The 20,480-nt window shown below is 50.3% G+C and carries 21 protein-coding genes; 8 read left to right on the top strand and 13 right to left on the bottom strand.

The genetic code is table 11. The features are described from left to right. Window positions 1–16: 16 nt before the first annotated feature. Complete coding sequence (coaD, locus tag H6F72_RS13810; protein WP_190436371.1) at window positions 17–559, bottom strand: pantetheine-phosphate adenylyltransferase; 543 nt, start codon at window positions 557–559, stop codon at window positions 17–19. Window positions 560–812: 253 nt separating this feature from the next. Here coaD and H6F72_RS13805 point away from each other — a divergent pair, with 253 nt between their 5' ends. After that, a complete protein-coding gene (locus H6F72_RS13805; RefSeq protein WP_206755440.1) occupies window positions 813–1,640 on the top strand; it encodes a hypothetical protein in 828 nt (275 codons plus the stop codon). Between the two features lies 1 nt (window position 1,641). Here the strand turns inward: H6F72_RS13805 and H6F72_RS13800 are convergent, their stop codons facing one another. Both H6F72_RS13800 and H6F72_RS13795 read right to left on the bottom strand, forming a co-directional pair. Next, the gene (locus H6F72_RS13800; protein ID WP_190436368.1) at window positions 1,642–2,139 is read right to left on the bottom strand and encodes a GNAT family N-acetyltransferase; all 498 of its coding nucleotides are present in this window, start codon (window positions 2,137–2,139) and stop codon (window positions 1,642–1,644) included. Next, a complete protein-coding gene (locus H6F72_RS13795; RefSeq protein WP_370527498.1) occupies window positions 2,139–2,738 on the bottom strand; it encodes a tRNA-(ms[2]io[6]A)-hydroxylase in 600 nt (199 codons plus the stop codon). Before H6F72_RS13795 ends, H6F72_RS13800 begins: the two co-directional genes overlap by 1 nt. Window positions 2,739–2,957: 219 nt before the next feature. On the opposite strand from H6F72_RS13795, the gene H6F72_RS13790 reads away from it, so the two are divergent. Then, window positions 2,958–3,851, top strand: coding sequence for a phosphodiester glycosidase family protein (locus H6F72_RS13790; RefSeq protein ID WP_190436363.1), 894 nt, complete (start codon window positions 2,958–2,960; stop codon window positions 3,849–3,851). Window positions 3,852–3,907: 56 nt separating this feature from the next. Here H6F72_RS13790 and aroQ read toward each other — a convergent pair whose 3' ends face one another. The 5 genes from aroQ to glyA all read right to left on the bottom strand — a co-directional run bounded on the left by aroQ (window position 3,908) and on the right by glyA (window position 8,468). Next, window positions 3,908–4,357, bottom strand: coding sequence for a type II 3-dehydroquinate dehydratase (gene aroQ / locus H6F72_RS13785; protein WP_370527501.1), 450 nt, complete (start codon window positions 4,355–4,357; stop codon window positions 3,908–3,910). 31 nt (window positions 4,358–4,388) lie between these two features. Beyond that, complete coding sequence (locus tag H6F72_RS30250; protein ID WP_199295979.1) at window positions 4,389–4,520, bottom strand: DNA topoisomerase I; 132 nt, start codon at window positions 4,518–4,520, stop codon at window positions 4,389–4,391. 134 nt (window positions 4,521–4,654) lie between these two features. Next, a complete protein-coding gene (locus tag H6F72_RS13780) occupies window positions 4,655–5,935 on the bottom strand; it encodes a competence/damage-inducible protein A (protein ID WP_199299086.1) in 1,281 nt (426 codons plus the stop codon). A gap of 99 nt (window positions 5,936–6,034) precedes the next feature. Beyond that, window positions 6,035–7,111, bottom strand: coding sequence for a glycosyltransferase family 4 protein (locus H6F72_RS13775; RefSeq protein WP_370527497.1), 1,077 nt, complete (start codon window positions 7,109–7,111; stop codon window positions 6,035–6,037). A gap of 73 nt (window positions 7,112–7,184) precedes the next feature. Continuing rightward, a complete protein-coding gene (glyA, locus tag H6F72_RS13770) occupies window positions 7,185–8,468 on the bottom strand; it encodes a serine hydroxymethyltransferase (protein WP_190436358.1) in 1,284 nt (427 codons plus the stop codon). A gap of 750 nt (window positions 8,469–9,218) precedes the next feature. On the opposite strand from glyA, the gene H6F72_RS13765 reads away from it, so the two are divergent. Further along, a complete protein-coding gene (locus H6F72_RS13765) occupies window positions 9,219–9,695 on the top strand; it encodes a Tic20 family protein (RefSeq protein ID WP_190436355.1) in 477 nt (158 codons plus the stop codon). 56 nt (window positions 9,696–9,751) lie between these two features. On the opposite strand, the gene H6F72_RS13760 is transcribed toward H6F72_RS13765, so the two are convergent. Beyond that, window positions 9,752–10,540, bottom strand: coding sequence for a fumarylacetoacetate hydrolase family protein (locus H6F72_RS13760; RefSeq protein WP_190436352.1), 789 nt, complete (start codon window positions 10,538–10,540; stop codon window positions 9,752–9,754). 306 nt (window positions 10,541–10,846) lie between these two features. Here H6F72_RS13760 and rpsF point away from each other — a divergent pair, with 306 nt between their 5' ends. The 4 genes from rpsF (at window position 10,847) to H6F72_RS13740 (ending at window position 13,736) form a co-directional block, all read left to right on the top strand. Then, entirely contained in the window at window positions 10,847–11,173 is a 327-nt protein-coding gene (rpsF, locus tag H6F72_RS13755) for a 30S ribosomal protein S6 (protein ID WP_190436349.1), read from the top strand. A gap of 189 nt (window positions 11,174–11,362) precedes the next feature. Beyond that, window positions 11,363–12,364 carry an NAD(P)/FAD-dependent oxidoreductase gene (locus H6F72_RS13750; RefSeq protein WP_190436347.1) on the top strand — a complete coding sequence of 334 codons (1,002 nt, stop codon included), beginning with the start codon at window positions 11,363–11,365 and terminating at the stop codon, window positions 12,362–12,364. 5 nt (window positions 12,365–12,369) lie between these two features. Further along, window positions 12,370–12,903: an Npun_F5560 family protein gene (locus H6F72_RS13745; protein WP_190436414.1), complete on the top strand. Its 534-nt coding sequence runs from the start codon at window positions 12,370–12,372 to the stop codon at window positions 12,901–12,903. Continuing rightward, window positions 12,903–13,736 (top strand): hypothetical protein, encoded by an 834-nt coding sequence (locus tag H6F72_RS13740; protein ID WP_190436344.1) that lies wholly within the window; start codon window positions 12,903–12,905, stop codon window positions 13,734–13,736. The genes H6F72_RS13745 and H6F72_RS13740 overlap by 1 nt, the downstream gene beginning before the upstream one ends. On the opposite strand, the gene H6F72_RS13735 is transcribed toward H6F72_RS13740, so the two are convergent. The 4 genes from H6F72_RS13735 to H6F72_RS13720 all read right to left on the bottom strand — a co-directional run bounded on the left by H6F72_RS13735 (window position 13,733) and on the right by H6F72_RS13720 (window position 18,106). Next, a complete protein-coding gene (locus tag H6F72_RS13735) occupies window positions 13,733–14,125 on the bottom strand; it encodes an STAS domain-containing protein (RefSeq protein ID WP_190436341.1) in 393 nt (130 codons plus the stop codon). The genes H6F72_RS13740 and H6F72_RS13735 overlap by 4 nt on opposite strands. A gap of 323 nt (window positions 14,126–14,448) precedes the next feature. Then, window positions 14,449–15,372 (bottom strand): nucleoside hydrolase, encoded by a 924-nt coding sequence (locus tag H6F72_RS13730; protein WP_190436338.1) that lies wholly within the window; start codon window positions 15,370–15,372, stop codon window positions 14,449–14,451. A 24-nt stretch (window positions 15,373–15,396) separates the two neighbouring features. Further along, window positions 15,397–17,529 (bottom strand): mechanosensitive ion channel domain-containing protein, encoded by a 2,133-nt coding sequence (locus tag H6F72_RS13725; protein WP_190436333.1) that lies wholly within the window; start codon window positions 17,527–17,529, stop codon window positions 15,397–15,399. Window positions 17,530–17,539: 10 nt separating this feature from the next. Beyond that, entirely contained in the window at window positions 17,540–18,106 is a 567-nt protein-coding gene (locus H6F72_RS13720; protein WP_190436330.1) for an FHA domain-containing protein, read from the bottom strand. Between the two features lie 293 nt (window positions 18,107–18,399). Between H6F72_RS13720 and H6F72_RS13715 the strand changes: the two genes are divergently transcribed. Further along, entirely contained in the window at window positions 18,400–20,376 is a 1,977-nt protein-coding gene (locus H6F72_RS13715; protein ID WP_190436327.1) for a tetratricopeptide repeat protein, read from the top strand. The last annotated feature ends 104 nt before the right edge of the window (window positions 20,377–20,480 follow it).

Genomic DNA, 20,480 nt, shown 5'->3' with positions numbered 1-20,480 from the left:
GCATCTCCATAGGAGTTTACGCTTTGGGATGATCCAGCGTGGAGATTGGGTCCATCACGGTCGGGGCTGCTACTGGATGAGTCTTGGCGTAACATCGGCTGTAAATATCTAGGGCAACATGTTTAGGAACGAGATGATCGACAGGACCACCAAACTTGGCAATCTCTTTCACCAGACTACTACTTAGGAAACTGTATTCGTTAGAAGTTGCTAGAAAAACTGTTTCGATCTGGTCCGAAAGTGTCTTGTTTGTGTGGGCCATCTGGAGTTCCTTCTCAAAATCGGACAGTACCCTGAGGCCCCTCAACAGTACTTTAGCCTGCCGAAGATGAGCATATGTCACGGCTAATCCATCAAAGCTATCCACCTGCACTCTAGAAATATGGCTGGTTGCCTGCCGGATTTGCTCAATCCGCTCCTCTACAGTGAACAGAGGCATTTTATTCGGGTTGCGTAGTACTGCCACAATTACCGTGTCAAAAAGCCTCGCCCCTCGCTGAATAATGTCGAGGTGGCCAAAGGTAATGGGATCGAAACTACCGGGATAGATAGCAATCAAAGCAGATGGTAATAGCTGAGGTTTAAGCAATCTAGGATCAGGCAATCAAAGCAACAAAGCTTATTTTGCTAAGACTAGAAAATTCAGTAGATTCAGTAATAGTAAAGCTTTTTTAGTCTCGTCTGTTGTATCGCGGTGAATAGTTTGAATTGCCTGAGCTGGAATCACTGACGCTGGCACTGTAGGACCCGGTACACCCGCTTTTTTGACATTTCAAGATATTCCCCGCTCCAGAAGGAAGCAGAGACGATCCATGACTCATCCACCCACAGGCGCTCCATTGCCCAATCTGGCCTTGATTGATCAAGCACAGCAAGCGATCGCAGACTTTGAGCGCTCCGTGGCTCCAGGGATGTGGCCTTACCTGGATAAAGCGACAGTTGTGGCGGAAATGCGATCGCGAATTACTGACCCTTTTCAAATTAATCAGGGAGGTCAGCCGTTTTGTGGGCCTGCTGCGATCGCCTTTGAACTTGTGCGGAAGCAGCCAGTACGTTATGTCGAAATTTGTCGCAGCTTGTATGAAGTGGGCAGTTTTCAGTCCAAAACTCGTCGGGTAGAAGCCACGAGCCGCCTGCGCCAGAGCCAAGGTCGCCTCCGCATGGGCCAAGCAGATTGGATGCTGCTTTCCACCCTACGCGATTCTGAAAACTTGCTGTTTCCCGTTGATCCCGGTGCCCCTGATGTGATGCGCAATTTGTCAGGCATGACCAAATCTTGGGAAATGAAAGGCTGGGTGCGCGAAATTCTCGGCTACCGCGATGTGAAGTATGACCACACCTATTTGTTTGGGGAGTTTGAAGCCCTCACCGAAGCCGCTGATGTGATTGCGGCTGGAGGTGTAGCGTTTGCTTTGATCACAGCGGAAGGGCTTTTGCAGAATAAAAAACCATTATTGCCCTATCCTAGCCACTGGGTCACGCTTGTAGGCAATATCGTCATCCAGAAAGGTCAATTTCTCCAGCACGATAGCGGTCACTTTAGCTGCGAGATTTACTCGTGGGCTAAAAAGATGAAGCTGGATGCAGACGAGGGGCCATTTGAGGATTATTTCTGGGGGGTCGTGCTAGGTCGCCCTTAGTTCAGCGTTTAGTGCAGCCTTGGAGCCGTTTGAGATAGACGCGATCGCACCGGGCAGTTTCTACCCCAGTGGCAGGCTGATAACCACTGCTTTCGTAGAGTTTGACAGCCTCAGCTAGAACACTGGCAGTCTCGATCCAGATAGTTTGGAACGGTTGCGCGGCGATCGCTTGCTCCAATTGCTGCAATAAATACTTGCCCAGTCCTTGTCCTCGCACTTCGGGCAGCAGGTACATTTTGCGAATCTCAACCGCTGCTTCTCCGCGCTCCACTGGGGAATAGGCGGCTGTCCCTACGACTCGATTTTGATGCTCTACCACCCAGAATTCACCGCCCACTGCTTGATAGCAAGCTTCAACTTCTAAGACATCGCGATCGGCTCCTTCCGGTTCCCAGCCCAAACCATACTCCGCCAAGACGACACGAATCACTTCAGCCGCAGCAGTGCGATCGCGCGGTTGCCAAGCCCGAATCACAAAATCTCGATAGCACCTTGGCATTAGCTATGAATCCTGGGCTCTGGATGTAACATCGCTAGCAACTGACTTTCAACTGTTGCCAACTCTTCTAAGCGTTGCTCCACCAGCGATCGCTCATAGTAGGTCGTCGCCAAGACCCAATAGGCTCCATAGTGTCTTGCTTCTGAAGCCATCAAGACTCGATAGAATCGCGCGAGTTCTGGGTCAGGAACATGAGCCGCTAACAAGCTCAGACGCTCGTGGCTCCGGGCTTCAATCAAGCCACAAACCAGTAGAAAATCTAGCAAACGCTCTGGTTCATTGCGACGAATTTGCTGATTTAACCCTGCCCCATAAGGCGGGGCAGACAGAGGCCCTAACGGTACACCGCGTCGCTCCAGAATTTGATTAACTTGCTCAAAATGTTCTAACTCTTCTTTGGCGATCGCCGTTAGAGCCTTTACCATCTTGGTGTTAGACGGATAGCGAAACATTAGATTCAGCGCCACACCTGCGGCTTTGCGTTCACAGTGGGAGTGGTCGAGCAGAACCGTATCTAAGTTAGCCAGAGCTTGCTCGACCCAAGCAGAGGCAGTGGGTTGCTGCAAAAACTTAATTTTGGGTAATTCGGAGGCCACCACGGCGGCGATCTAAACCAAAAACACAACAATTTGCACCATAACAGGTTTCCCCGAGAGATGACAGGCGTGAGCTTGAAAGGAGAAGGCGCGATCGCTTCACGAAAATTAGTCTCCGATCTCCTGAGTCTTGATGTGTTGCAAGGAATTAAGTCTTGATAGCGAAATCGATCGCTTGCTGGGGTCGCGGGAACCCTAAATCAGGAGCTTTAGGAGTTGTAAATGTTAAGTCAGAACGAGGCGAATAGACCCCGTCAATTTTCCCGGCGGGCGTTTTTAGCGTTAGGAGGTGCGGCCCTCACCCAAGTCTTTGCCCAAGTAGAATCTGTGGATGCAGCGCGTCCAGCTCGTGTGATTCGGCGTCGAGTCGCAGGCATTCCTTTCTACCAAACCACGATCGACTTAACTGACCCCAAAACTTTCATCACGATTGGCTTACCTCATCGGGCTCCTATAGCCAACAGCGCTCACGTTTCTTACGGAGACGAAGCTTTTGGCAGAATCGTGGCTCGTTCCCATGCAGCAGTCGTGGCGAATGGCACCTTCTTTAGCACTGACGGAGAGAAGCGAGTCATGGGCAACGTGGTGGCAGAAGGCCGATTCCTCAAGTACAGCCCGTGGGAGAACTATGGAACCACTTTGGGCCTAAGAGCAGGAAATGAACCAGAAATGGTAACGGCCAGAGTGGATGGCAAGCCTGACTGGCAAGAGCATTGGTTTTCGATTACCAGTGGCCCTAGGCTACTGAGACAAGGCAAAGTTTGGCTGGCCCCCAAATCAGAAGGTTTTCGAGATCCGCGCGTGTTGGGAGTGGCGTCACGAGCTGCGATCGGTTTCCCCCGCGGCGGCAAAAAATTAGTTCTAGTTACCTTTCTGGCTAACTTATCTTTAGAGCGAGAAGCCAAAATCATGCGAGCGATCGGCTGCTACGAAGCCATGAATCTAGATGGGGGCTCCTCTCTAGGACTAGCTAGCCATAGCAAAATTTTGGTCCGTCCAGGACGTGAACTCACCAATGTCATCGTTGTTTACGATGCCAAGCATCCTGCACCTACAGCTCTAAAGGATTCTTGGACGATGTTTCAACGAGGTGATCGCCCTACCTTACGTGCTTAAGCTATCCAGGTTTCTGAGTTAGCAACTGCCACTTAGCATTCAGACCGAGTTCGAGGTCAAGTGGCAGGTAGCTGCTGAAGATGATGTACTAAGGCATGTAGCCCTAAGCGGTAGCTTTCAGGGCCAAAACCACTAATTTGCCCAACAGCCACAGGTGCGATAAAGGAATGGTATCGAAACTCTTCGCGCCGATAGATATTACTGAGATGCACCTCAACGGTGGGGAGATTAACTGCGGCGATCGCATCTCGTAGGGCCACACTTGTGTGGGTATACGCGCCAGCATTGATTAAAATTCCCTGATGATGTCCCTGAGCAGCATGAATGGCATCAACCAAAGCACCCTCGTGATTTGATTGCAAGGTAGAGATCTTGACTTGTAGGGCTTGCCCTTCCTGCTCTAGCGAACGGTTAATTTCATCCAAGGTCACACGACCATAGATCCCTGGTTCACGCTGTCCCAGGAGATTTAGGTTAGGCCCATGCAGAACTAAAACGCTTAGCAAGCGCATCAACCTATACTTTTACAAGTTGGCATTAACGACGACGATCGTTAACGGGAATTGGAATTGGCTCTGGCTCCGGCTGAGCTTCTGGCCCCAGCAGAGCATCAATTAGCTTACCAACTAACTCTTTTAGCTTTTCTAGGACTTTGTCAATCAAATCCATTAAACCAGTAGCTCCTTCTAGTTAGCCTACAGCTTTTGCTCCAAAGACAAAAATAGCGGCTAAGTTAACAGAGGGTTTTCTTTACTTGATCATAACCAATGATCAAAAATGATCAAGGCCAGAATTGCAAATCCTTAAAAAGCTAAGTCTTCTAGCAGCGATCGCGTCAAAAGCTTACGTCGCAATTGATCCAGGGCAGTACAAGCGCTAATTCGTTGAATCCAACTCCGCCCTCGGAAGGAGCCAAATTGATATTCGTAGCTCTCTATTTCATCCTGGGGGCCTGCAAGCCCAATATAGACTAAGCCAACAGGTTTAGAGGCAGTACCGCCTCCAGGCCCCGCAATGCCTGTAATGCTGAGTCCCCAAGTCGTGCCTAAGCGCGATCGCACCCCAGCGGCCATTTGCTTAGCGATCGTATGGCTCACCGCTCCGTGCTGTGCTAGGTCTTGCGCGTTCACACCTAGCAGCGAAATCTTGGCTTGGTTGTCATAGGAAATGACCCCACCCATAAAATAATTTGAGCTGCCAGGGATGCTGGTAAGCATTTGGCCCAGGCCACCCCCTGTGCATGACTCAGCTGTACCCAGGGTCTCATGAGCAGTTTGCAAGTGCTCGCCTACCACTGACGCTAAGCTGTCTTCATCAGCACCGTAATAGTCTAGTCCACCAATTTGGCGCAGTTGGTGCTCTACAGGTTCGATTAATTGGCGTGCTATTGCTTCTGACTCTGCTCGCGCAGCAATCCGCAACTTCACTTCTCCGTGATTGGCATAAGGCGCGACTGTGGGATTGCTTAAATCCAGAAACGGTGCAACTTTTTCAGCCAAGGCTGATTCAGCAATGCCCCAAAATTTCAGCATGCGGCTGTGAATAATTTCTTGTCCCCAGCCTTGTTGTCGCAGGTAAGGCACTGCCGTTTCTTGCCACATCAACTGCATTTCCGAGGGCACTCCCGGAAAGGTGAGAATCGTCAGGCCTGTGCGGGGTTGCCATATGACTCCTGGAGCACTGCCTGAGGAATTAGGGAGCACTTCAGCCCCCTCTGGCAACAAAGCTTGCTTCCGGTTGCTCGGAGACATCTGCCGCCCCCGACGCGCATATTTCTGGGTAATATCTTCGAGAATTTCTGGATGCTCGACCAGCGGCACATCAAAGAAGTCGGCTAGCGTCTCGATAGTGAGGTCGTCAGGTGTTGGTCCCAAGCCTCCAGTGAGGATGATCAGGCGCGATCGCTCACAGGCAATAGCTAAAACTTTTTTGAGCCGGAGGGGATTATCTCCCACTACAGTCTGATAGTAGTGGGGAATCCCTAGCTGAGCTAACTGCTGCGCTAAAAATTGCGCGTTCGTGTTCAGAATATCTCCCAAGAGCAGCTCAGTGCCAACACAAATCACTTCAGCACTCAGACTCATAGACATTCCTCTATAAAACTTCAGCAGTTAGCCACTATTTTTAGTTGTGATTGGTGCTCAGCCTGAGCACCAATCACAACCTGCTAGGTGCAAATTTGGTTAACGGGCTCGCGCTTGCTTGCGTACTTGCCAACTGGTGTAACTCAGCAGCGCAGTCGCACCGAAGGCATAAGCAATACCACTGGGCATACCAGAAACAGCCAGGGCAATACTACCAACCCACAAAGTTAACGAGTAAATAAATAAAACCGTTAAGCGATGTGAGAGTCCTGCTTGCAACAGTCGATGGTGCAAATGGCGCTTATCAGCCACAAAAGGAGACTTACCACTCCGCAGACGGTCTAAAATTACCGCCGACATATCCAGAATAGGCACGGCCAAAATTAGGTAGGGCAACACGACCGCGACAGTAGTGACACTCTTAACCAAGCCGATGACACCTACCCCAGCGAGGGTGAAACCGATGAAGTAGGCTCCCCCATCACCCATAAAGATCTGAGCAGGATTAAAGTTGTAGCGCAGAAAGCCCAAAGCACCTCCTGCTAAGGCCGCTGCAATTAAAGCAGCCGCGGGTTGGTTCATGAATAAACTGGCAACCAGCATGACTACGGCAGCAATCCCGGACACTCCTGCTGCTAAGCCATCCAAGCCATCAATCCAATTAATTGCATTGGCCATGCCCACTAGCCAGATTACGGTGATGGGTAGGCTGATCCAATCGGGTAGAGAAACTAGACCGTCGAAAGGAATAGAGAGAAATTCAATCTGTACACCCACCTTCCAGGCTAAGCCAGCAACAACGGCTTGCACAATTAGGCGGGTCAGGGGCGACAGACCAATTAGGTCATCGGTCAAGCCAATTAAGAAAAAGGCCAAACCACCAATGGTGACTCCCCAAACTTCATATTCTTTGTCAGGGGGAAGCAGACCGAATCCGCCCGTCCACCAAACAATCAGCAAGGCAACGAGGGTGCCTGCGAAAATAGAAACACCTCCCAAGCGAACCATGGGTCGTTGATGAACCTTGCGATCGCCAGGGAGGTCTACTCGTCCACTTTTGAGGCCAATTTTTCTAACAATTGGCGTACTCCAGAGGACGATGAGGGCGGAGACGAGAAATGCAACCAGGTGATAGAGCTGGTATGGCATCAGGAAAATAGAGTAGGGTTCAGCCAAAAGTACTGTCAGGCAGAGTCTACTATATTTCAGCCAGTTACAGGCGAATAAATCCGGACGCCAAGATAAATTTCTATGCCAAAACTGGCACAGGAATGCTCAGATGCGGATAAAGCGGGAATCCAGCGCACAAGGTAGCGACTCGTTGACGGCAAGCCTGGGCGATCGCCTCGTCTTCAGGATTTAGCAGTCGATCGGCAATGATGTTGGCAATTTCCGCAAACTCAGTGGTTCCCATACCACGAGTGGTCATAGCGGGGGAGCCGAGTCTGAGACCGCTGGTGACAAACGGTGACTCTGGATCAAAGGGCACCGTATTTTTGTTGGCTGTGATGTTAACCCCACTCACCAACTGGTCTGCTCTTTTGCCAGTCATGCCGATCGAGCGCAAATCTACCAGCATCAGGTGGTTGTCGGTGCCACCTGAAACAATTTTGAAGCCTCGTTGCTGTAGCTGGCTAGCCAAAGCTTGAGCATTTTCAATCACTTGGCCTGAATAAGTTTTGAATTCTGGCTTCAGGGCTTCCCCAAACGCCACTGCTTTAGCTGCAATCACATGCTCTAGAGGCCCGCCTTGAGTTCCAGGGAAGACCGCCTTATCAAACTTTTTGCCGAGTTCAGGATCGCGGGTCATGATCAATCCACCTCTGGGTCCACGCAGGGTTTTGTGGGTGGTGGTGGTAACAACATCGCAGTAAGGCAGGGGATTCGGATGGTGTCCAGTCGCGACTAATCCAGCAATGTGGGCGATGTCTGCGAGTAGGTAAGCGCCAACCTCATCGGCAATCGCCCGGAATTTATCGAACTGGATAATCCGAGGATAAGCGGAGTAGCCACAGACAATTAATTTAGGCCGATGCTGGAGTGCTAACTCGCGGATTTGGTCGTAGTCCAGTTGCTCAGTTTCTTGGCTGACGCCGTAATGACAAACTTTGAACCACTTGCCAGAAACGTTGACCGGAGAGCCGTGGGTTAAGTGGCCACCGTGAGACAAATCCATGCCCATAATGGTGTCGCCTGGTTCTAGCAGAGCCAAGAAAACAGCAAAATTGGCTTGCGCCCCTGAGTGGGGTTGGACATTGGCGTGGGCGGCACCAAAGAGTTGCTTGATGCGATCGATCGCGAGTTGCTCGATCTGGTCTACATATTCACAACCACCGTAGTAACGTTTTTGGGGCAAACCCTCGGCGTACTTATTGGTTAGCACTGAACCTTGAGCTGCTAGCACGGCGGCAGAGGTAAAGTTTTCACTCGCAATCAGCTCTAAGTGATCACGCTGGCGCTGTAGTTCTTGCTGGACTAAATCAGCAATGTCGGGATCATTGTTGGCTAGGAAGTCTAAATTAGTTTGAGTCACAGAGCGAACCCCTAGTGAAAGTAATGTCAGAACGGCTGCAAGCTCAGGTTGGCTACCCTTCAGTAGTAATTACTATGGTGCCAGCTTTGGCAATTTTTTCCTGAATCAATAATCATAACTCCGAAGGACAGAGTGAGAAAGGCAGTTTATTAGTTACCAACGCTTGATCCGACTTAAGGCGTTAGCGATCGCAGGGTATGAAGTGAGGGATCAAGAAGTTTTGGCAAAGTGATGCCAAGAACACTACTAGCTAAAAGTGAGGAGACTAAACTTCAGATTAAGCTCTGTATGCTTTACTCTCATTTCCCCTGGTGACGACTTAAAATACAGGCAGTGGGATCGGGGAACCACCGGAGGTAGCGAATGCTAGTCATCTTGATAGGTGATCAATTACTCTCCCCTCAGCAAGTTTGCCAAAGTTGCCTTTTAGCAGATCGCAGCGGCCAACCTCGTTGGAATCAGGGACGGCTGCGCTGTGGTCACGCGATTCATAAACTGAGCGAGAGCCAACCAGACCAATACGAATGTCAAATGGGTTTTCGTATCGCTAATATCGAATGAGCGCGCAATCTATTAGCCAATGCGCCCAGCTAGTTGCGATCGCCCGCCTACCAGATTCAGTTTTCACTTCAGCCCGCGCATCTGAACCTTGAGGCGTTGAGTTTTAGCTCAGACGGCACCAGTCAGAGATTGGAGTTGCGTTATCCTGAGCTTAGTAATCATTATCCGACAACTCTTAGGAGCCAAACAATGACTTGGCGCGGATCAACCAGTGTTCCTGATCGCATTTTTGCAGCTTTACCTTACCTACTTCCGCTCATTGATGGATTGCGATTTGGTGAGTTTTTGTTCAGCCAATTTCCCGTCCTCCAGCTGATTTTCCTGCCCATCTTGCCAATTGTTCAAATCTATCAAACCGTTCCCTTTGCAGGTCTCATTGTTTTCTTTGCCTTGTTTTTCCTCGTGGTTAGAAACGAGCGAATTAATCACTTCATTCGCTTCAATACCATGCAGGCTATTTTGATAGATATTGTTTTAATGCTTTGTAGTCTAGTATTACCGTTCTTAGTGAGAGCTATCCCAGTCACTCTAATTGTAGAAACGCTATATAACGTTGTCTTCTTGGGTGTTTTAGCTGCCTTTGTTTACGCAGTCGCTCAATCCCTATTCGGACGTTATGCCGAAATTCCCACTATTTCAGACGCGGTGTATATGCAGGTGCGTTAAGACCTAGGGTTTAACCTGCTATTAGCTGCCGTGCTTACTTGCTTATAGCTTCGCAACTACAAACGTGCCGCTTTCCGCGCGACTACCCAGTTGTCAAGGCTACCAATACCTTCAATTTCTACCCGCACGCGATCGCCTACTTGCAGCGGTCCGACTCCTTCTGGGGTTCCGGTTAGCACCACATCGCCTGGAAGCAACGTCATGATCTGGCTGATGTAAGACACCAGTACATCGGGAGTAAAAACCATCTGCTCAATCAAAGCCGATTGGGCAGGTTCTGGGTTTTCATTCACAATGGTTTGCAGCCTTGCTCCTGGACTCAGTTCCCGGACAATCCAGGGACCCAGAGGACAAAACGTATCAAACCCTTTTGCCCTTGTCCATTGACTGTCTCGGCGTTGCAAGTCTCTAGCAGTGACATCGTTAGCAATGGTATAACCCCAGATTTTGCTCTGGGCTTGCTCCGGGGTGCAGTCTACGCAGCGCTCCCCAATGACAACGGCCAACTCTCCTTCGTAATCCACTCTTTCAGTTTGGGAAGGGTAGTTGATTTCTGTCCCCGCTGCGGTAACAGCCGTTGGGGGCTTTAAGAACAGTAGAGGTTCTTGCGGAACTTCCCCTCCCATTTCGGCTGCATGTTTAGCGTAATTCTTGCCTACCGCCACAATTTTAGAAGGGGCACAAGGCGCTAAAAGCTGATAGCTGTCTGGCTTTAGCTCTAGATCAGTGGGTTGCCCCTTTAACCAGGGAGGTGCATCTAGCACCTGCACGCCTCGGTTTAGCTGCAACAAGCCGTAGTAAATTTGGCCTTCAGGTGTTTGAACTCGGACATAGCGCTGTGCCATAGGAGTGACTTGTACCCCGCTGTGTAATCCCTGAGTGTTTATTAAAGCAAGCCAGCTTGGTTAACTATTCAACCTCAGGACGGCTTTTAACACAAATTGCTGAGCAACTATTCAACATTCTGGCCCAAGTCTGAGATAATGGATGATTGTGCATTCAACGCACTCACGTATTTTATGGCACCTGCTCGTCAAGCTTGACCTTTGCGTCATAAGTTTATACAGCAGTTGCTCACCCTTCCTTGCTTCTTTAGTTGCCCTTTCGGAGCAGTTTGAGGAAGCCTGACAGTCCACAAGGAGATTTTTGGCATGAGCTACATTTACGAGACAATGTATATTTTGCGTCCTGACTTGGGCGAAGAGCTAACCGATCAGGCAATCAGCAAGTATCAGAATATTTTACGGGAGCAAGGTGCCGAGCTACTGGAAACTCAGCATCGTGGTAAGCGCCGCCTCGCCTACGAAATCAAAAAACAGCGTGAAGGTGTTTACGTGCAAATGAACTACAGTGGCCCCGGTGGCGCGATCGCAGTTCTAGAGAGAGCCATGCGTTTGAGCGAAGAAGTAGTTCGCTATCTCACCGTTAAGCAAGAAGTAACAGCTGAAGCAGCTCCCGCTGAAGAAGCTGAAGCGTAGTAATGACAGATTTAGCAGCTTATACCCACCTAAGCTGAGAGCCTAATCATCAAATCGGGTTCAAGTCATAAATAAAGACTGGAGAGTTGGACATCATTGACTCTCTAGTCTTTTCCCATATCTACCCAAGCTTTGAATTAGACTGGCTATAAGGCAGTCGCTAATGTCTCTAGATCACTGAGTAGGCCGATGAAGCTTTCCAAAAAAAATTTAGATCAAAAGCTAGATCACGTTTATGACGTCATCATCGTCGGAGGCGGGGTAGGTGGCCTTTCCGCAGCAATCTACTTACAACGCTATCGCCTCTCTTGTCTGGTGATTGAGAAAGGCCGAGGTCGTTCCTTCTGGATGCAAGACCTCCGCAATTACTTAGGTTTGCCACCCACCACACCAGGCAGAACATTGCTACAGCAAGGGCAAGAGCACCTGCTATCTCTAGAAGGTGATTACTTAGCGGGTTACGTTGAAGACCTTCAGGATGAAGGCGACACCTTTGCTGTCAAAGTCAAGGTTGGCAAGAAAGACAGCGTCTACCCCGTATTTCGTTCCAAGTACCTGATTGCTGCGAGCGGCATTATTGACCATTTGCCCAAATTTGAAGACATGCAGAATGTATTTGACTACGCGGGCTACAACCTGCACGTCTGTATGATTTGCGATGGCTACGAAATGGCTGATAAGAAATGTGGTCTCTTCGTCGCTTCAGAAGCGGCCATCAACACCGCTTTTGTCTTAAATTGGTTTACTCCCTACATCAGCGTCTTTACGCAGGGCTTGTTTGACGTGAGTCCAGAAATGCGTCAGAAACTTCAAGAGCATGGCTACCCTTTGATTGAAACTCCCATTCAACGCTTTCTGGGACATGACCACGAAATGAATGGGGTTGAGTTGTCTAATGGTTCAGTGATTGAACTTGAGACAGGCCTGATTGCGATGGGTTCCCATTACCAAAGTGAGTACCTGAAAAACTTGGATTTGGAGTGGAATGGTGGCAATCTCAAAACTGACTCCATGTGCCGCACTACCCACCCTCGCGTTTTTGCCGTGGGGGACTTAAAGGAAGGATTGAATCAGGTGTCAATTGCGGTCGCAGATGGTACATTAGCTGCAACAGCAATTTGGCGAGACATTCGGCGGCAGTCGAGTCCTCGTATTTGGCAAGACAACTTAGTTGGAGCTGCAAAAACGTGACCCCGATGGATACAGGCAATTTTCAAGAAGTGCAAGCAGAAGTGGCTCATCTGCGTGAAGAATTGCAGATGAGAGACCAACTGGTGCAGCAGTTGTCTCAGGAACTGTTCCGGTTGGTAAAGGGCAATACAGGCTTTATGCCAAGCCCAGAGGCCTCTGAGCGTCATATGACTGAGATTCGGGCCTTACGTGAGCAATTACAGGGTGTAGAGCAGCAAGTTACGTTCTACCAAGAACAGATCACATCACGGGATACAGAGATTTATCAGTTACGGCAGTCGGTGCAAGAACTGACCGATCGCAGCCGTATGTTGGAGCAAGTGGTGCAGGAACTCCCGCGAGTTTACCGAGAAAAGTTTGCTGAGCGCATTGCTCCTGTGAAGGAAAAGCTGGCGATGCTGCAACGAGAAAACCGCCAACTTCACGCTGAGTTGCAAAGCGTTAGCTATCGCTTAGCAGTGAGAACTCGTCGTGCCTCCGGTTTGGATTTGCCTAGCTTTCCTCGACCAGGTTCTGCTACTTTGCCCAACTTTGGCTAATGCGTGAGGTTGTGATTGTAGTAGATGCTGAAATTGATGCGTCTAGGCAACCAGTTACATCTCCGTCTACCACTGCAAGAATGGTTGCGGCCTTAAAGCGAGCCATTTTAACTGAAGCGACAGGGTCATCTACAAGCCGATCTCATCTTGACAACTCGGCTCAGTCTATTTCGGTCATTCACAACATTCAAGTTTGCTCAGTGACTCAGCTACTACAGCTAGAAGCCATTGTTAATGCTTTGTTACCAGATGTAGGTGTGGAAGCTACAGAATCTGAGTCTCTACTGTTGTGCCCGTTAACTCTTAATTTACCGAATACTTTTGCTTGGGCAAGACAAACCATTTACCAGCAGTGCCGAGATGTTGACGGTTTACAGCAACTGGTAGAGCAGCAATTGGGATGCTCTATAGGGCAAGGTGGCTATTGGCTACCTATTGTCTACACAAAGAAAGGCCCCCTTTATGGGGAGGCCATTACCCTAACGAACGAACAAGTTTTTGAGGAATCCTTCAATACTCCTCCACTTGGCTATTCTCAACCGTGCCATTTGTCTGACGCTTGGCGGCAACTACTCTATGAGCTAGGCTATCGGCTCTTGCAGATGTTATCTGCTCCCCCGGCTACCTACCTGCTCCAGTTTGGGTTTCAGGGGCAAGCAATTTGCTTTGATCGACTTTGGCCGTTTCCAGCCGCACCTGCGATCGCGAGTTTGGGTGTGCAAACTCCTGACCTATTTGCCTGCCATTGGCGCTGCCTTACAGGTCAACCCATCCTAGATTTAGTCGTGCCCGCTTCAGCCCGATACCAAATCTATAGCGGTGAAGTGACTTAAGCTGCTACAGGCCCAGAAGTCTTAGACGGCGCTGCTTTTGCCGCAACTAACTTCATCACCGGGGGCAGTTCAGCAAATAAAGTTTCAATTTCTTCCACAATCTCGAAGACTTGGTCGAGCTGAGTGATTTCAAGGATCAGCTTCACCGAAGCCTGCAAATTACAAATAATCAGGCGGCAATTACACTCGTTTGCAGTGTTGAGTCCGGTAATTAATGCCACTAATCCAGAACTGTCAATAAATTCAACGTCGGTCAGATCGAGTATCCAGCAGCTATGACGCTCGGATGCGATCGCCGCGATTTGGCGTTGTAGAGCTACACTACCCTCAAGGTCTAAACGGCCCTGAGGTTGAAGTACTACTGTTCTGCTTAGTTTTTGATCAGTCATAGTCCTAGCACGGTGAATGGCATCTGGAATGACAGAACTGCACTTGCAAGCAAGTATGGCTCTGGGACTTAAACCCTGAAACTATTACCTAGAAGGACAAGCTGAGAAACCTCAGCTATGTTTGTATGATTCCTAGAAAGGTATTAGCCTGCCCTCAATATAGAAGTCTCACTCTCAGAAGCTCAGTAATTTCCCTTAACTTTGCTGAATCTTCATCTCTATTTCCGGTTTGATGAAATTTTAGCCTTGAAGCTTTTGCCGCTAGCCTACGTAGCTGTCTCAGCATCTAATTGCTGGCTTACCCAACTTGCTGGCTCACTAGACTAGCGGGACCACTGCTGGAGGATGTAAGTGTAGAAGCGATCGCGATCAACTTGAGTCATCATGCGGATTTTGCGGCCTCCGGGGGATAGTTGGGTGCGGCCTTGGCTGGGTCCGGTGGTGGCGATCGCCGTTTCGACTTCTTGCAGCTCATAGAATTCTGGATGAGCCAGATAAGCTGTCGCGAGGACATCCCAGAAGTAGTAATCCTGCGGAATCACTAAGGCGTAGCATTGCCCAGCGAAGTCGGAGAGTCGATATTTGCGTTGCTTGGCGAGACGGTGAGCAAACTCTGAGGTGACAGGCACTTGATTGGTGATGTCTAGGGAGCACAGCACGATGGGAATATTGCTGCGCCAAACGCGATCGACAGCGATAGGGTCCCAGTAAGCATTCCATTCGGCTGAGCTGTCCTGACCCGGTTCGATCGATTTCTCTACATTACCTGGCACCTGCACCGCACCGCCCATCCAGACAATCTCCTTGATTTTGGCTTCGATGTCTGGGGCAGTATCTAGGGCGATCGCGACTGTAGTTAATGGCCCTGTGACCAACAGCGTTACTGGTTCTGGAGCCTCCCTCAGCGATCGCACCATAAAGTCTTGTCCGGACTCAGGGACTAAAGGCGTTTGAATGGTTCCTGCCTCATTCAAAATGGGCAAGTGATCTACAACCCACGAATCTCGCCGATAGAGGCGGGGAAAGGGATTGATGCCTCGGACTGTACTGACTGCCACCGGAACTTCCTCCCGACCCGCCAGATCGATAATTTTGCGCGTAGCACTAACGGCAGGCTGAATGTAGCAATCGGCTGGTGTCACCACGACTCCTAGAGGGTGTAGGTGCCCCATCGTCATCAGTAGCAGCGTTGACAGATAATCATCAACGCCTCCATCGTGATCCAGCAAAACTAAGGGTTTAGACATCCTGGTTCTTAGTGGATAAACGACTCAACGATCGCTGATTTCTGTCTCATCGGTATTCTCTCCATCAGCATTCTCCGCATTGGCATTTTCTTCATCGGCATAAAAGCGATAGAAAACATAGCCATCTTCAAACGGACGCTCATCTAAGACGTGGTGAATCACGCCTTGCTCGATCAAGCTCTGGCCTAGTTGAATCGCTGCCTCACGGGTACAGTTTTGGGTTTGCACAAACCACTCCACCGCTTCGGCCCCCGTAAAGCAGGCAGGATAAAGATTCAGGCGATAACGGCGGTCTTGAATTTTGAGCCCTGCTGGCCCTCGCATCGTTGTGATTAAGGTGTCCAGATCTGAGTGGCTGGAGTCGTCAAGGGCGAGCATGGTGACAGCAGCTCCAGCAAATCCATCGGGAGATTCAGGCAAAGTGGAAATGGGGCGATCGCTAGATTTATTTCCGTTTGATATTGATCGCTGGGGTTTCCAGGACGGGAACGGCGGTGGTTGCAACGAGGCCAACAACTGCTTGAGTTCGGGCGATCGCACATGCAGATCTCGCTGCGGAAACGGAATTTCAATCTCATTGCGGCGCAGCGAAGCTTCAATGCGGTAGTAAATATCGCTTTTGACTCGAAACTGTTTTTTCGGCTCTCCAGTCCACACCAGCAACTCAAAGTTCAAAGAATTGTCGCCAAAGCCTTGGAACCAAACTTCGGGTTGCGGTTTCACCAACACCTCGGGATGGCTCTTGGCCGCCTCCAAGAGCGCTGCCTGAACCTGCTCGATGTCTGAGCCGTAGGCAACTCCTACAGCCAGCTTCAATCGCGAAACTGGATCACCGTGGCTCCAATTGATTACCTCACTCTCCAAGAAACGAGAGTTGGGCACAATAATCGTTACTTGGTCGAAGGTACTAATCTCTGTGCTCCGGGCCCCAATCCGTTTCACCGTGCCCAATAGCTCATTGACTTTAATCAGATCGCCGACTTGGATCGGTCGCTCTAACGTGATGATCAGACCACTGATGAAGTTGTTGGTGATGTTCTGAACGCCGAAGCCAATCCCCACCCCCAGGACGCTGGCCAGAATGGCTAAAGAACGGACATCTAAACCCCAGATTTGCAACAGCACAATCAAGCCTAAGAAGGTCATGACGTACTGGGTTAAGACAGCTAGCAGTTCTTGCACTCGCGGTTCAGCGCCCGTCCGAGCGAGGACGTAGAACCGAAACAGGCGAGTTAGGCCGCTGACAGCAAACCACAATCCTGATGTAAAGGCTAGGAGCAACAACAGTTGCAGCGCTGAATAGTTACTCTCGCCTAAGCTGACCACAGGCACGGTCAAGAAGTTGAACAGACGATAGCGCCAACTGCGAGCTTCGGGAAAGAGATCTGTCACGTACCAGGCCACCGCAGTCCAAAGCCCTGCTTGCAAGCCGATTAAGGCTAAGTGCAGCAACAATTTAGCAGGCTGCTCCCAAGGATGGAGAGACGAAGCAGGATGCCCTAGATGCCGAGCTAACTGTCGGACTAAGAAACGTTCACCCACCCATAAAATTAGCTGGATGGCGATCGCGCCTAACAACACAACTGAGCTAAATACCAAAGCTTGCTGAAAATAAGCAGAACCACGCTCTAGCTGGCCTTGCCGTACTGCCGCCTCAATCAAACGACTCCAAAATCGGCCTTGACTAACTGGGTTCGTGCCTTGCAACACATCCCGCTCGGTGACGGTAAGCAAGGTGCGATCGTTGGGTTGGCTGCGAATAATAGTTTGTTGATTTTCTTCGGCTACCTCAATCACGGCGGGTTGAGGAGAGCGCACTTCCTGCTCTAGCGCTGCATTGACAATCGCTGCCCGCTCTAAGGCAGTGAAATTGCCAAAATTACCAACTTGAAACAACACCCGACCATCGAGCACCACAGGGGATTGGGCAGCTCGATTACTGGAGCTAGTCTGAGCCAACCCTGAGCTGGGGATGAATGTGAGCCAGAGCGTTAGCCAACAGGTTAGCAACCCTAACCACAGCCAACCCCAGCGCCGTTGCACCCGCCGCGATCGCCCATCGTGCCATAAAAGCCGTCGCCGCCATCCTTGCCACGCTCGTTGCAGCCTTGAGTCATGCGATCGCAGGCGGCAAAACGTAGGCTTCGGAGCAGTCATCAGAGAATCCTCACGAATTAGGAGCAGGACGAGTGGGGGCAGGGGTTTCTGGGACTTGAGGCCGCGATCGCTCTAGCAACGTGCTAACTAAGCCCCAAGCTCCTACTCCCATCAACAACAGCACAATACCGCCGATCAGCCAAATTACCATCGTGTTTTTGTGCAGAGCGCTGGGCTGTTGGTCAAAATGAGTGCGCTCTCGGTTCAGAGCGGTGGCATTGGGGTCACCTTCCCCCATGACCGTAGCGATAATTTTGTAGGGTCCGATGCGAATGGTATCTTTACTAGAAAATGGATGACTGCCGGGACGAATCGCCCGACCATTCAGAAAGGTACCGTTAGCACTGCGATCGGTGATATAAAGCTGAGAGTTCGCGACTGTGATCAGGGTGTGAAAGCGCGAAACTTCTTTGTGGGCTAACTCTAGATGGGAGATTGGTTTGTCGCCCAGATTTTCTGGCATTTGGTCCCGTTCTCGACCAATTGCGATCGGCGCAGCGAGCAATGGTTGCTGCACCTCTCCACTTGCTGTGTCTTCCCAAACTAGTTGTACATACACAGACTCATCAGTAGACATGGCACGCCTTCTAGCAGCTAGTTCCTACTACTTCACCACCTTGGATTTGTGGGGTTGTTGGACTAGGCAAAGCCCACCGCAAACAACCCAAATCAACAAAGCTAACGGGTGGAATACTACTTGATTACCGTCGGTATGATAAACCATCGAGCCTGAAATGCGCATTGGAACTGGAAAGCGATCATTGCCCAGTGAACTAAGCATGGGTAACTCGATTGAAACTTTTTCCGTAGAAAACTTTCAATTTACTAGCGGCAGGTTAGTAGCAACGACTTTGAGGCACAGGGCATAGCATGGGCTTAAATCTTTTACGGTTACTGCAATCACCGAACCCTGACAAACCCCTCGGCGGACGTTATAAAGTCCTGAGCAAGCTGGGAGCGGGAGGTTTTGGGCAGACGTTTCTGGCAGAAGATATGCATTTGCCCGACCATCCTTGCTGCGTGGTCAAGCAATTGAAACCTCAAGTCACCGATGCCAGCAGCCTGCAAACTGCCAGGCGCTTATTTGATACCGAGGCCAAAGTGCTCTACCAGCTCGGTAGTCATGACCAAATTCCTCGGCTCATGGCTCACTTCGAGGAAGACCAAGAGTTCTATCTGGTGCAAGAGTTTATTGATGGGGCATCCCTTTCCGAGGAGCTAATTGCTGGACAGCCTTGGCCCGAAGCGCGAGTCTTGGCATTGTTGCAAGATATTTTGCACGCGCTTGCCTTTGTGCATGAGCAGCATGTGATTCACCGCGACATTAAGCCACCTAATCTGATGCGTCGCCGTCAGGATGGCAAAATCGTGCTGATTGATTTTGGTGCCGTGAAACAGGTGAGTACCCAAATTGTCACTGCGAAGTCTGGACATACGAATCTCACCATTTCGATTGGCACTCAGGGCTACATGCCCAACGAGCAACTGGGCGGCAACCCTCGCTTCAGTAGCGACCTTTATGCAGTCGGGATGATCGGCATTCAAGCGCTCACAGGGGTTCATCCTCGACATCTCAGTGAAGACGTTAAAACTGGAGAAATCCAATGGCGTGACCGTGCTACTCATGCGACTCCTGAGTTAGCAGACCTTCTCGATCGCATGGTGCGATACGATTTCCGGGCCCGCTACACGACTGCAAGTGATGCCTTGGCCGCGTTACAAGCTTTACCTGCTGAATTATTAGCCGCGATCGCTGTCTCTGTCCCCCCTAACCCGATCGCTGAAAATACAGCAGATGTAAATACAGATGTAGATACAATTGCCATCCCAGCTCAATCGACACCCCCTACAGTCACCGCTCCTACCCTGGCTGTAGCAGGTCCGCCTGCGAATCAGCCTGTTCATGCTGCGAGTAATCCGCTACCTTCGACTACAGCACTCCCAGAGACACAACCTTCTCCCTCGGCTAGAAGTTCCATACCTACGGCTGTTTTACCGAGTGCCACCCAGAGCCAAAGCGTGAAGCCTAAAGCGATTTTGGCAGTTTTAGTGGCGATCACTGCGACTTTCTTGGTTGCCAAAGCTTTATTTACCGCTAAGCCTGCTACACAGACCGCCTCTACTTCAGCCACCACTGCCCAACCTGCTTCCTCTCCCTCCGCCAATCCCACTCCTGCTGCGACTCCAGCCCCCTCTGCTCAAGCCACCGCTCCTCAAACCGCATCCCCAACCCCTGCTGCGGCACCGATTCCCACCGCTCCCAGTGCCGCCCCCGCTCAACCTCCGATCGCCCCGCTCTTGGCACAAGCGGATGGTTTGCGCAGCGTCAATCAGCCAGAGAAAGCTTTGGCTCTTTACGACCAAGCGATCGCCCAAGACCCAACCAACGCCGCTGCCCAATGGGGTCGTTGCTACAGCTTGAACCAATTGCAGCGGCCCGGAGAAGCCATTACTGCTTGTGACAAAGCGCTAGCAAGTAATCCTAAATCTCCAGAAGCTTTGTGGAGTAAGGGTTATGCTTTAGATCAGCTCAAGCGCCATTCGGAAGCGATCGCCCTCTATGACCAAGCGATCGCCCTGAAACCCAACTTTGCAGAAGCTTGGAGCAACAAAGGATCGGCACTACTGCTCCTAGATCGGCCTGATGAAGCAGTTGCAGCCTATGACCAAGCCACCACATTGAAACCTGACTTAGCTGAAGCTTGGAATAATCGCGGTGTAGCGCTTTGGAGCTTGCAGCGCTTTGATGAAGCGGTGACCTCGATTGATAAAGCCATCCAAATCAAGCCAGATTATCCAGACGCCATTCAAGTACGGCAGAAAATGCGACAAAAGTTAGGGCGCTAAACAAGCTAAACATACAGGGGCACCTTTTCTCAGGACTGTTTACTGGTACAAGTTGTTTAGGTATTCGTTATCCTGATTTAGAACCGACCTGAACGGCAGGTTAG

The organism is Trichocoleus sp. FACHB-46, from assembly GCF_014695385.1.
GTDB lineage: Bacteria > Cyanobacteriota > Cyanobacteriia > FACHB-46 > FACHB-46 > Trichocoleus.
The sequence above is the reverse complement of the archived record's forward strand: the minus strand, read 5'-3'. Positions and strand labels throughout refer to the sequence as shown.